Source organism: Archangium violaceum (genome assembly GCF_016859125.1).
In the GTDB taxonomy this organism is placed as follows: domain Bacteria; phylum Myxococcota; class Myxococcia; order Myxococcales; family Myxococcaceae; genus Archangium; species Archangium violaceum_A.
The window spans coordinates 5,389,399-5,402,155 of record NZ_CP069338.1 but is presented as its reverse complement, the minus strand read 5'-3'; the positions used below and the strand labels follow the sequence as shown (position 1 = coordinate 5,402,155).

At 67.6% G+C, this 12,757-nt stretch carries 8 protein-coding genes; 5 read left to right on the top strand and 3 right to left on the bottom strand.

Annotation, left to right across the window (positions count from 1 at the left end; translation table 11 throughout):
* Positions 1–31: 31 nt before the first annotated feature.
* Positions 32–889, top strand: coding sequence for an oxidoreductase (locus tag JQX13_RS23145; RefSeq protein ID WP_203411098.1), 858 nt, complete (start codon positions 32–34; stop codon positions 887–889).
* A gap of 130 nt (positions 890–1,019) precedes the next feature.
* Here the strand turns inward: JQX13_RS23145 and JQX13_RS23140 are convergent, their stop codons facing one another.
* The gene (locus JQX13_RS23140; protein WP_203411097.1) at positions 1,020–1,985 is read right to left on the bottom strand and encodes a quinone oxidoreductase family protein; all 966 of its coding nucleotides are present in this window, start codon (positions 1,983–1,985) and stop codon (positions 1,020–1,022) included.
* A 276-nt stretch (positions 1,986–2,261) separates the two neighbouring features.
* Between JQX13_RS23140 and JQX13_RS23135 the strand changes: the two genes are divergently transcribed.
* Both JQX13_RS23135 and JQX13_RS23130 read left to right on the top strand, forming a co-directional pair.
* Positions 2,262–4,505 (top strand): sensor histidine kinase, encoded by a 2,244-nt coding sequence (locus JQX13_RS23135; RefSeq protein WP_430384187.1) that lies wholly within the window; start codon positions 2,262–2,264, stop codon positions 4,503–4,505.
* A gap of 487 nt (positions 4,506–4,992) precedes the next feature.
* Positions 4,993–7,212 (top strand): di-heme oxidoredictase family protein, encoded by a 2,220-nt coding sequence (locus JQX13_RS23130; protein ID WP_239015058.1) that lies wholly within the window; start codon positions 4,993–4,995, stop codon positions 7,210–7,212.
* A 72-nt stretch (positions 7,213–7,284) separates the two neighbouring features.
* On the opposite strand, the gene JQX13_RS23125 is transcribed toward JQX13_RS23130, so the two are convergent.
* Both JQX13_RS23125 and JQX13_RS23120 read right to left on the bottom strand, forming a co-directional pair.
* Positions 7,285–8,328, bottom strand: coding sequence for a peptidylprolyl isomerase (locus tag JQX13_RS23125; protein WP_239015056.1), 1,044 nt, complete (start codon positions 8,326–8,328; stop codon positions 7,285–7,287).
* A 30-nt stretch (positions 8,329–8,358) separates the two neighbouring features.
* Positions 8,359–9,681 (bottom strand): hypothetical protein, encoded by a 1,323-nt coding sequence (locus JQX13_RS23120; protein ID WP_203411095.1) that lies wholly within the window; start codon positions 9,679–9,681, stop codon positions 8,359–8,361.
* Positions 9,682–9,905: 224 nt separating this feature from the next.
* On the opposite strand from JQX13_RS23120, the gene JQX13_RS23115 reads away from it, so the two are divergent.
* Complete coding sequence (locus tag JQX13_RS23115) at positions 9,906–11,420, top strand: FAD-binding oxidoreductase (protein WP_203411094.1); 1,515 nt, start codon at positions 9,906–9,908, stop codon at positions 11,418–11,420.
* 223 nt (positions 11,421–11,643) lie between these two features.
* Positions 11,644–12,690, top strand: a complete 1,047-nt coding sequence (locus JQX13_RS23110) for a hypothetical protein (RefSeq protein ID WP_203411093.1) — start codon at positions 11,644–11,646, stop codon at positions 12,688–12,690.
* Positions 12,691–12,757 lie beyond the last annotated feature (67 nt).

Here is a 12,757-nt window from a genome sequence, read left to right as displayed (position 1 = left end):
TCCGCTGACAGCACACCAGAAAGGAAAAGCCATGGAACAGAACCACTCACCGGTCTGGCTCGTCACCGGGTGCTCGACGGGCTTTGGCCGGCACATCGCAAGCCACCTGCTCGAGAACGGTTACCGGGTGGTCGTTACCGCCCGGAAGACCGAGCAGGTCCAGGATCTCGCCCGACGCGGCACGGCACTCGTCCTCGAACTGGACGTCGCCGACCCGGTGCAGGCCAGGGCCGCGATCAAGGCGGCCGAGGAAGCCTTCGGGGGCATCGACGTCCTCGTCAACAACGCGGGCATTGGCTATTTCGCCGCCGTCGAGGAGAGCGACCCGGCTCAGGTCCGCAAGTTGTTCGAGGTGAACTTCTTCGGCGTCGCCAACATGATCCAGGCCGTGCTTCCGGGCATGCGCCGCCGTCGGCGAGGCTTCATCGTCAACCTCACCTCGATTGGCGGCCTTTGCGGCTTCCCCGCGGTGGGGTACTACTGCGCGACCAAGTTCGCGGTCGAAGGCCTCTCCGAATCGCTCCGGAAGGAAGTCGAGCCCCTCGGTATCAAGGTCCTCACCGTGCAGCCCAGTGCCTTTCGCACGGATTGGGCCAGTTCCTCGCGCGAGACCCAGGAGCCCATCGCGGACTACGACGCGACCGCCGGCGCGGCCCGTCGCGCCTACCATGAATCCGTCGGCCGCCAGGCCGGAGATCCAGCACGCGCCGCCGCGGCCCTGGTCAAGGCGGTGGAAGCGTCCAAGCCGCCCCGCCGGCTGCTCCTGGGCAACGAGGCCTACGAGGCCGCGACCGCCAGGCTCGATGAACTGCGCGAAGAATTCACGCGCTGGGAGGCGACCACCCGCGGTGCCGATTTCCCCGAGGCCACGACGCAACGCGCCCACTGAGCCGAGGGATTGATGTCATCCCACCCGAGCGGGCTTCCGGTGGAGGCCCGCTCCTGCCTCGCTCAGGACTTCAGCTTCTGCTGGAACTGCTTGAAGATCTGGAAGGCTTTGTCCAGTCACCGCGCCTGTCTCATGTGGCGTGGGGCAGCAGGACGTGTTTGGCGGACGCGTCACCCTTCGCAACAGCCTCGTAGGCCTCGGTGGCCTGGGCCAACGACCACGTCTTGACGGTGGGCGGTTGAAGCTTGCCCTCCTCGAAGCCCGCGCGCAGGCCATCCATGATCTTCGCGATCTCGGCGCCGGAGAGCTTCGCCGTGTCGACCCCCAGCAACCGTTGGCGATTGTGGTAGAAGTCCGTGAGGTCGAACTCGACGCGCTTCCCGCCGACGCTGGTGATGACCACCTGCCGACCATCGAGCCCCAGCGACTTCAAGGCCGGCTCGAACACCGGGCCTCCCACGGCATCGAGGACCACGTCGACGCCCTTGCCGCCCGTCAGCGCCTTGACCTCGGTCGGCAGGTCCTTGTGAGTGGTATTGATGAAAGCATCGGCATCATTCGCTCTCTCGGAAGTGCCGGCGCCGATGACCCGGGCCTTCCGCCAATGCGCGATCTGCGTCGCGGCCCGGCCGACAGCTCCCAATGCGCCCGTGATCAGGACGGTCTCGCCCGCCTGGACGTTCGCCGCGACGACCAGCGCGGACCAGGCCGTGACATAGGGCGCCCCGACCCCCGCCGCATGCGGCATCGTCATGTTCGCTGGCTTCTCCGAGAGCCAGTCCGACGGCAACACCACGTACTGAGCATGCGCCCCGTCGCGGACCACACCGAACCCGGCGCCGCTCCCCCAGACCTCCTTGCCTTTCATCCGTTCGTCGCCGGCGACGACCACCCCCGCGAAATCCCGTCCCGGAACCCGTGGAAGTGACGAGTTGAACGCCCCACTGACGATCTTCACATCGCTCGGGTTGATGGCGGCGGCGTGCAGTTCGACCAGGACCTCACCGGGACCAAGGTCCGGAACAGCCACCTCGCGAAGCGAAAGAACCGACGGCGGTCCATACTTGTCGAAGCGCAAGGCTTTCATGGTCTTCATTTTCGTTCTCCCCTTCGAGCGCGGAATTCCTTCCGCTGCGGCACAACCCCCAGGAGCGCCGCGGACGGATGAAATCTGGCACTCGAAGGCTTGACGGAACAGTCGAATAATCTCGACACGTAGGTTCGAGTAAATCGAACACCACCAGGACGGACCCCCTCTGTTCTGCCTACCTCCAGACGTGATGAAATGTGCGTGGAAGGATGAAGACTCGAATGAAACGGTAGCGCGTGAAGCCGGATTGGAAAGCGCAGCAAGTCAGGTCGGCAGGTCACCATGAATCCCTCATCCCGTCCCCGAGCCCCCCTGGCCCGCTCGACGCTCCTGAAGATGGGAGCGCGGATCGCCATCGTCATCGCCCTCTCCACGCTCTCCAGCTACCTCCACATGCGCCACACCCTGCGCACCGAGGCCCTGGCGCATCTGCAGCGGCATGTCGCCGAGCGCAGCCAGCGGGAGCAGGCCATCTTCGCCCTGGCCGAGGACAACCATGCCTTCCTCAAGAAAGCCCTGGAGGAGAGGATCCGGGAGCTGCAACGCGAGGAGGTGAGCGCCCGCTTCGACAGCCTGTTCAAGCGGCTGCCCGATGGCACGGTCCGCAACCGGCCCGAGCTCCCGGAGTCCCAGAGGACGGTGCATGTCTTCATTCCCCGGGACGTGACGCTCGACACCTGGTTCCGCACCCGGCTCCTGGCCGCGTACGACGTGCTCTCCAGGTACGGGCCCGCCTTCCATGTCCGCTTCAAGACGACCTACATCACCTTCCCGGAAGGGGTGATCGCGGGCTTCAGTCCATGGACTCCCAACTGGAGCCTCGGACTCGCGTCGGACTTCTCGCTCGCCGACTTCGAGGACTTCATCCTCAGCCAGCCCAGGAACAACCCACGACGGCAGACCACCTGGACGGGTATCTACAAGGATCCCGTCTCCAACGAGTGGATGGCCTCGGGCGCCACGCCACTGGATCTGGACGGCCACCATGTCGCGACCATCGGTCACGATGTCCTGCTCGACGAGTTGATGGACCGAACCAGGAACGACCACCTGTCCGGTGCCTACAACGTGCTCTTCCGCGACAATGGCCAGCTCATCGCCCACCCCGGGCTGAGGATGGAGAACGCCAGCGGCGCCTACAACATCCTGAGCGCCGCCGAGCAGACCGACGTCGCGGTCAACCTCCTCGGCTCCCAGGAGAACGCCACCCACCTGCGACGCATCTTCGAGCGGGTGGAGAAGCGAGACCCCGGCCAGACCCTCCTGGAGCTCCCGGAATACGACGAGTACATCGCCGTGACGCGGCTGAGAGGCCCCGGTTGGAATCTCGCCACGGTGTTGCCCGAAAGCGTGGTGACCCAGCCCGCCATCCTCTCGGCACGCTACGTCCTGCTGCTCGGCATCCTGTCGCTGCTGGTGGAGCTGGTCATCATGTACCGGGTGCTCCAGCAGCAGATCACGCTCCCGCTGATGTCCTTGAGCCTGGCCACCGACAAGGTGGCCTCCGGTGAGTTCCACGTCGAGCTGGACACCTCACGCGGCGACGAGTTGGGGCAACTGGCGCGCTCCTTCCGGCTCATGGCCGATCAGGTGCAACGGCGCGAGGAGGAGCTGCGTCACGCCAATGAGGGCCTCGAGCAGCGCGTCGAGGAGCGCACCCGCGAGCTCAAGGACATCCACCTGCAGCTGGTGCAGACGGCCCGGCGCGCGGGCATGGCGGAGATCGCCACCAATGTGCTGCACAACGTGGGCAACGTCCTCAACAGCGTCTACACCTCCGCCCAGCTCGCCAAGGAGCGCATGGCCAACATGCGGTTGGAACACGTGGGTCGCGTCGCCGGCATGCTCCAGGAGAACCAGTCCGATATCGGCAGCTTCCTCACCCAGGACGCGCGTGGACGCAACGTGATGCCCTTCATGAGCAAGCTGGGGCAGAACCTGCTCGAGGAGCAACAAGAGATCGTCTCGCTGCTCGATGACGTGGGCCGCTACACCGAGCACATCGGTGACATCGTCAAGCTGCAGCAGAATTACGCTCGCACACCCCGGATTCACGAGCCCGTCGATCTGGCGGCACTGATGGAGGACGCCTTGCGCATCAACTCGGCCGGGCTCTCCCGCCATCAGGTGAAGGTACAGCGGCACCTGACGCCCCTGCCGCCCGTGATGACCGACAAGCACAAGACGTTGATGATCCTCGTCAACCTCGTCAGCAATGCCAAATACGCCCTGGACCCGATGCCACCGAGCGAAAGGCTTCTCCAGATGAGGCTGGAGAAGGCCCCCGCGGACCGCGTCCGCATCGTCATCCACGACAACGGAACGGGCATCGGGCCGGAGATGCTCACCCGTATCTTCCAGTATGGATTCACCACGCGCGACGACGGGCATGGCTTCGGCCTGCACTCCAGCGCCCTGGCGGCCCAGGAGTTGGGCGGCACGTTGACCGTCCACAGCGATGGACCCGGGCGTGGAGCCACGTTCACCCTGGAGCTGCCCTACCACCCGGTCCAACAGACAGCCTGAGGAGGAGCGCTCCGCCCCTGGCACCGCGAGCGAGTGCATCCAGGCCAGCCGCACCTTTTTGAATCCCGCCCCGTGGACTGCCGCCCGCGAAACCGCGTACTGCGATGATTTGAAGATTCACCTGCCCGTACGGGCTCGGCAACAAACACAAACAGGCGGGTGGCTACATGTCGTTTCACATACGGGGGCCTCGCCTGGAGTGGGTGTTGCCCATTCGCTCACCCCACCCGGGTTGACTCGAAATCGACCCATTGACTCGACACGCCGCTTTTTCCATGAAAATCACTTTTCCTGGAAGGCGAGAGGATAGAGCGCGAGACTGCTCCGCGATGTCCTCCCATCGTTTGAGAGTTGTAGAAGACTCTCGAAATCCTTGTTTCTCTCGAGCGTCGGTCGGTAAATAGACATGCGTCCCCCCCACGCATTTCATCAAGGAGAAAAGACATTGAAGATCCGCCCCCCATCCACCGGGAGAGAGCGTGCGCTCATGCGGCCACGCCCGGTCACCGCCCTGCCCGCGTTGTTCGCCGCCCTTCTGTCGCTCACCGCATGCAGCGGCGGCGCCGACTCGAAAACCAGCGATACCCCGTCGCAGGCCGATCCCGCGCCCGCTACACCCACCGGCGCCGCGCCCATCTCGGAGCCCGCGCCAGTGCCACTGGAGACACCCGGGCTGGGAGCGACGGACTATGTACCCCTCCATGCGGCCGGCACGCAGGTGTTCGAGCAGATTCAGTACAAGGAGGCTGACGGAACACTGGTCACCCTCGCTGGCTTCCGTCCGACCAACCGGCATGCCCGCGAGCGAGGCGAGCCCTGGTTCGAGCCCGATATCGGCCCGGGCAACTACTTCACCTTTCCGACGTGGTACTTCCAGAACCGGACCTTCGGCCTCTTGATTCGTGACCAGGTCCCCGCCGGGCGTTCGCGCATCGAGATCTCCCTGCGCGTGAACGACGGGACCTTCATCAACACGGGCCTCAGCGCGTTCCGGCGTGATGATGCCGACATCCGGGATTACGGCTGGAAGATGAACGTCGGCTTCCAGAATCCCAAGGAGGGAGGCAAGAACATCTGTCACGCGACCTCGGCCCGCGAGGACTGCATGGTCGTGATCACCGACAACTGGCGCGCCCCGCAGCCCGGCACCCCGTTCAAGGTGGGCGACGTGATCGAACTGGCCCCCGCGCCGTTCCTCCCGCATACGCCCGACAACAAGGCCCTGATCGATGGCGGTGGCAGCCGTTACTACTCCTTCGAGCAGCTGTACCAGGTGGGCGTGGGCATGCGTCCGTGGTACGGCGTTGCCCCCATCCTCGACTCCGTCCCCCTGCCCGACAGCACGCTGCTGGGTGGCGAGGCCAGCGTCTCCTACAACTACTCCGAGGAGCCGCACCGGGTGTTCCAGCAGATGGCCAACAACATCGGTATCGAGAACACCAGGCGATTCGTCGAGGGCCGACGGCTGTTCCACACCTCGTTCGTCGACGGGAAGCACTCCGAGAGCCCGGACATCAACCCCGCCTTCACCCAGCACGCCCATCAACTGGGGCCGCGCTTCAACAACATCCGGTGCATCGCGTGCCACGCGCTCAATGGCCGCAGCGCCGTTCCGGCCCTGGGCAGCCGGCTGGACACGATGACCATCGAAACCGCCGCGGCGAGCTCCACCTCGGGTGTGACGCCAGATCCCACCTACGGCTTGAATGTGCAGCAACAGGCCCTGGCCGTGGGCGCGCCGGACTACTCGGTCTCCGTGCAATCGTATACGAAGACCGTGCACACCCTGCCCGATGGCGAGACGGTCGAATTGCAGACCCCCGTCTATGCCTTCAAGGGGCCCGTGCCCGCGCAATACTCCGTGCGGCAGGCGCCACAGGTCATCGGACTGGGACTGCTCGAGGCCGTGGACGAGTCGACGATCCTGAAGCTGGCCGACCCGGATGATGCGAACGGTGACGGCGTGCGGGGTGTGCCGAACTGGGCCATCAACCCGGAGACCGGAAGCCGGCACCTCGGCCGTTTTGGCTGGAAGGCGGGCAAGGCGACCCTGCGCCAGCAGTCGGGTAGCGCGCTCCTCAAGGACCTGGGCGTCACCTCGCCTGTCTATAAAACGCTCGATTGCCAGCGGGGCGTGGCCAATTGCAATGCGTCGACGGCCGAGACAGCCATCTCCGAGACGGAGCTCGAGCGGCTCGCCGCCTACATCTCGCTGCTCGGAGTCCCGGCCCAGCGCAGCCTGCGCAGCGGCTACCCCGACGGCATGCGTGTCTCGCCCGAGCATGACGTGGACCCCACGCTGATCAGCCGCGGCAGCACGTTGTTCGCCCAGGTTCAGTGTGTGGCCTGCCACACCGCCCAGATGAAGACCGGCGCGAACCATCCGTTCGCCGAGCTGCGCAACCAGACCATTCATCCGTACACCGACCTGCTGCTCCACGACATGGGGCCAGGGCTGGCCGATACGTTGACCGAGGGACAGGCCGGACCGAGCATGTGGCGCACCCCGCCGCTCTGGGGCATCGGTTCGCTCGAGTACGTCCAGGGGGGTGCGCAGAACGTGCGCTACCTGCATGATGGGCGTGCGCGCACGCTGATGGAGGCCATCGCCTGGCACGGCGGCGAGGCGACCCACAGCCGCAACCAGTTCGAGGCGCTGAGCAAGAACGATCGGACCGCGGTGCTCGCGTTCCTCGAGTCACTCTGAGACCAGGACACGCCGGCCCAGGCGGCGGAGGGCACGCGCCACACGCCGCCTGGGTCGTAGGTCCGACGTCCGTCAGGCCGCCGCCATGTGGACCTTGGCCCGGCTCATGACGTGGTCCACGGCCGTGAGGTGCCAGGCCACCTGATCGATGCGAGCCAGGTTCTGGGGCTCGGCGCTCAGGGCGGCGACCACCTCTTCCACCGGCAGTCCGGAGGCCCTGGCCTCGTCCAGGATGATCTTCTCCACCTTCTCGCGGCTCGGGGTCAGCCCATCCCGCTTGCTGATGGCGCCCAGGGCCAGGGCGATGCGCAGCCGCAGCTCCACCTCGGCCCGCGTCGACGCGTCCCGCAGCCACGCGCGGAGCGACTCCTCCCGGAGAGCCTCGTCGAAGCCCAGCTCGCTCATCGTGCGGCCCTCGCTGGCGCTCCAACGGCGGCGGATCTCCTCATCGATGAGCGCGGCGGGGACCTTCACCCGGGTGCGCGAGGCCACCGTGGCCAGCACCTGCCGCTGGACCTGGCACAGCAACAGCTGTTTGGCCTCCGCCTCCATCTGACGGAGGACGGCACGCGTGGCCTCCGCGAGCGTGTCGCCGTAGCCGAAGGCCCGGAGGAAGGCGGGGCTGCTCAGCTCGGGGTAGGTCACCTCACGCGCCCCCTTGAGCTGGATGGTGAAGCGCGCGGGCGCCCCCCGCAGGGACTCCACGGGGTAGTCGGCGGGCAGGGTGAGCTCCACGGTGATGTTCTCCCGGGGCGAGCGGCCCACGAGCGACTCGTAGAGCCCGGGCAGCAGGGGCTCGGGCGCCAGGGTCATCCACACGTCGGTGCGCAGGCTGAAGGGGATGAGCTTGCCGTGGCTGTAGCCCACGATGTCGAACAGGATCTCATCCCTCCACGCCAGCTTCTCGCTGGGATAGCGGTAGCGCTCGGTGGCCAGGGGACGCGCCAGCTCCAGGAAGCGCTCCTGGACCTGCTCCGGGGTGAACGCCTCCGGGGGGGAGATCGTGACGGAGAGCCCCTCGAGCGAGGGCGCCTCCACCTGGGGAAGGGACATCAACACCGACGAATCGTCCTGCTCGTACGACGCGGCCAGCTGCGGAATCACGATGGAGCTCATGGAGTGACCCTCGGGAACGCGGAGGTGGAACTACCAGCCCTTGAAGAAGTCCTTGATGCCCTTGCCGACCTTCTCGGCGGTGTCCTTGATGCCCTTGCCGACCTTCTCGGCGGTGTCCTTGATGCCCTCGCCGACCTTCTCGGCGGCATGCTTGATGCCCTCGCCGACCTTCTTGGCGCCATCCTTGATGGCGCCTCCGAAGTTCTTCACCACCTCGCCCGCGACGGAGGCGCCCGTCGAGATGGCTCCACCAATCTGGGAGACGATGGGGATGTTGGTCGCGGCGAGCGCCGAGCCTCCGGCGACGATGCCCGAGGTGATCTTGTCGCCGAGGCTCGCATTGGGGTCCTTGATGGTCTTGACGGCGTTGGCGATGTCGAGGCCCGCCATGGCGACATTGAGGCCCGGGACGAACCTGCTGGCGGCCTTGCCACCCGTCTTGAGCAGGCTCTTGGCGAGGTCATCGGCCTTGCCCGCCGCGGAGGAGGGCTTGGCGTCCGGGGCGGAGGGCTTCTCGGCGGAGGGCTTGGACTCCGGCGCGGAGGGCTTCGCGGAGGGCTTGGACTCCGGCGCGGAGGGCTTGGCGTCCGGGGCGGAGGGCTTCGCGGAGGGCTTGGACTCCGGCGCGGAGGGCTTGGAGCTCGGCTTCCTGAACGCATCACCCAGGTCGGCCACGCCGCTGGCCAGGTCGGCCACGCCGCCGGCCAGGTCGGCCACGCCGCCGAACTGGCTCATCGGGTCGACGGTCTCACCGTAGCCGCCGTAGTCACCGTAGCTGCCCTGGTCGCCGTACTGCCCCAACTGGTCGGCGCTGTACTGGCCCGCCTCGAGGTTGCCCGCGGCCAGGGGACCCTGGGTATGAGCGATGCCCTGGAGGACATCGAGCTGGCGCAGATCCGTACCGCTGTTGATGGCGCCAGCGACGCTGTTGGCGATGTCCAGGGGCATCCGGGCCGACAATCCCGAGAGGGCGCCCGCGGCCTCGTTCCGCAGGCCGGCGAACTGCTGCGAGGCGATGCCCGCCGCGAGCTCGAAGCCCGCCTGGGCGGTGGCCAGGGCTTTGGCGGCCACCTCGAGGTGGGTGTTGATGAGGGTCTGCTTCCCCAGGCTCTTCTGGAGGGGGTTGTCCGCAACGCTTCCGAGCAGGGCGGGCATGGCGCCGCGCGCGGACCCGCCGGACATCTGCTCGAACGCCGTGATGTCCTGCGGCATCGCCAGCCGCTTCTTCGCCTCGACAGGCGCGGACTGCTGCTCGAGAGCCAGGGGCAGGACGGCCTTCTGGGCGACAACGTCAGACGTCGTCTGGCTCTGGGGGAGCATGATGGGACGGTTACCGGAGATAGGGGCGGTCATGGGGGCCTCGAAGAGAAGGAACGGACACGACCCACAGCAGGTCTCGTGCCAACCCTTCCCGAGAGGGAAGAGCCACGGCTTCCCTCTGGAGCCTCCCGGCGAAAGCCCCGGCCGGCCCCGCTGCCCCTGGTGACTGCCGTTCGAGGTGGTGACAGCTGTCACCACCAGTAGACTCGGCGGGGCGAGGCGGTCGCGATCCAGCGCCGCGAAAGCAAGGAGGAGACATGGAGCGGCTGCGGGAGGCGCTCGAGGCGTGGCGACGGGAGCTGGGCGAGGACCACGTGCTCACCGACGAGTCGACGCTCGTCCGGGCGCGCACGGCGACCTTCGCCACCACCCAGGATGTGGGTGCGGTGCTGCGTCCCGGAAGCACCGAGGAGGTGCGCGCCTGCCTGCGCATCGCCCAGGAGATGCGCATCCCCGTCACCCCGGTGAGCGCCGGGCGCAACCAGGGCTATGGCTCGCGGGTGCCGGCGCGCAGCGGCGTGCTGCTGGAACTGGGCCGGATGAATCGCGTGCTCGAGTTCGACGAGGAGCTGGGGTACCTCACCGTGGAGCCGGGCGTCACGTTCGAACAGGCGCATGCCTTCCTGGAGGAGAGGGGCTCGCGGCTGCAGCTGGCCACCATCGGCGGGCCACCCCAGTCGAGCCTCATCGGCAACGCGCTCGAGCGGGGAGACGGGACGGGGCCTCACGGGGACATCTTCCAGTACGTGTGTGGCCTGGAGGTGGTGCTGCCCACGGGCGAGTGCCTTCGCACCGGGCCCGGGCGCTACCCCCATGCCCAGGCGGCGTCCGTGCTGCGCTGGGGCGCGGGCCCCGGCCTGGATGGGCTCTTCAGCCAGTCGAACCTGGGGGTCGTGACGCGGATGACCTTCTGGCTGGCGCCGCGAGCGGCCTGCCTCCGGCTGGTGTCGGGCGTGCTGGAGGACCCCGCCCAGCTGGGCCCGGTGGTGGAGCGGCTGCGGCTGCTTCGGATGGAGGGCACCCTGCGCGAGGCCTTCTCGCTGTGGAACGACTACAAGGTGATGTCCGTGCTCGGCCAGTACCCGTGGGAGGAGACCCGGGGGCTCACGCCGCTGCCGGAGTCGCACCGCGCGAAGCTGCGCGCCAGGTTGAACGTCTCGCCCTGGCACCTGAGCTTCGTGCTCGAGGCCCCGAGCGAGGCCCAGGCCCAGGCGGCGCAGGAGCGGGTGGAGCACGTCCTGGGGGAGGCCATGCCCACCCTCTCTTGTATGCGAGAAGAGGAGGTGGGGCCGGGGACGCTCCGGCAGGTGCCCTCGGCGCGCAACCTTCGGATGATGTACTGGCGCAAGCGCTCGCCCCCACCCGAGGTACCGGAGCCGGAGCGCGACGGATGCGGCTTCATCTGGCTGTCGTGCGCCGTGCCGATGACGGGCTCCCACGTGGAGACGGCGCTGGCGCTCGCCGAGCCCCTGCCGCTCCGGTTCGGCTTCGAGCCCAACCTGTGTGTGCTGGGCGTCTCGGCGCGGTGTGCCTACCTGGTGGTGGCGATCATCTATGACCGGGAGGTGGAGGGAGAGGACGCTCGCGCGATGGCGTGCCACCATGCGCTGCAGCAGGCCCTGGGTGAAGCGGGCTACTACCCGGCGCGGTTGGGCATCCAGTCGCCCGTGCTCCCCATCGCTCCGGAGGATGACTCGCCGAGGGTGCTGAGGACGCTCAAGGCCGCGTTGGATCCCCACGGCATCCTCGCCCCCGGGCGCTACCTGCCGTGACTGGTGACAGCAGATATCACTGGTGACTGCGCACCCCAGGGGGCTCCGGTGACGGCGGTCACCACCCGGGCCCTCGCGCGGCCCTGCCTCCGCGGAACCCCCCGGAATCACGTTCATCTCCGAGTTCGCCAACCCTGGCACGGGCGCTGCAATAACGCCTTCCCGTCAAGGCGTTCCCCGCACTCTCTCGGCACCAAGCCCCGTCTTCTCAGGAGATATGTCCATGCGTATCGGCAAAGGCTTCAAGTTCCCCAAGCTCGACCTCCCCGACATCAAGGGTCCCAAGAAGCCCGACATCAAGCCCGGCAACGGGCCCACGCCCTCGCCCCGCCCGGACATCAACGGCAACATCCCGGGCAAGAAGCCCGACACCAAGCTCGACAGCGGGCCCAAGCCCTCGCCCCGCCCGGACATCAACGGCAACATCCCGGGCAAGAAGCCCGACACCAGGCTCGACAGCGGGCCCAAGCCCTCGCCCCGCCCGGACATCAACGGCAACTTCCCGGGCAAGAAGCCCGACTTCAACCTCGACGGCTTCAAGCCGGGCAACCCGCTGGACAACCTCAAGAAGCCCAACGGCTTCGGCGGCTTCGGCAACGGCTTTGGCGGCATCGGCAACGGTATCGGCAATGGCCTCGGGGCCGTGGGTGACGTTGTCGGCGGCGTGGCGAGCGGCGCGGCCGGAGTCCTTGGCGCGGGCCTCGAGGCGGCCACCATGCTGCCTGGCGCCCTGGGCATGATGGACCCGTACGCCATGGCCGGCGCCCCGCCCATGGACCCGTACGCCGCTGCCGGCATGGACCCGTACGCCGCTGCTGGCATGGACCCGTACGCCGCTGCTGGCATGGACCCGTACGCCATGGCCGGCGCCCCGATGATGGACCCGTACGCCATGGCCGGCGCCCCGATGATGGACCCGTACGCCGCTGCTGGCCTGCCCCCGGCTCTCGCCGGTGGGCCGGTGATGGACCCGTACGCCGCCGGTGGCCTGCCCCCTGACCTGGGCTCCCTGACGTCGCCGGACGCCTCCCTGCAGTCGGGCCTTGGCAACATCCTCAACTCGGTGGCCAACGCCATCAACACCGCGACCCAGGCCCTCGAGACCGTGAAGGGGCTCGTGGACGGGGGCACCGCCACGGCGACCGACACCCTGAAGAAGGTTGCCGCCGAGGCCGAGCCCCAGCTGATGAAGGCCCTCAAGCCCGCCGAGACCGTGCTGTCGCAGGCCCGGAGCGGACTCGCGGGCGCCTCCAACACCGAGCAGGCCTGAGCCCCAGGCGAAGAGGGCCCTGGAGAAGGTGCCCTCGCAGGACCCAAGCGCACCCCGCCCGATGAAC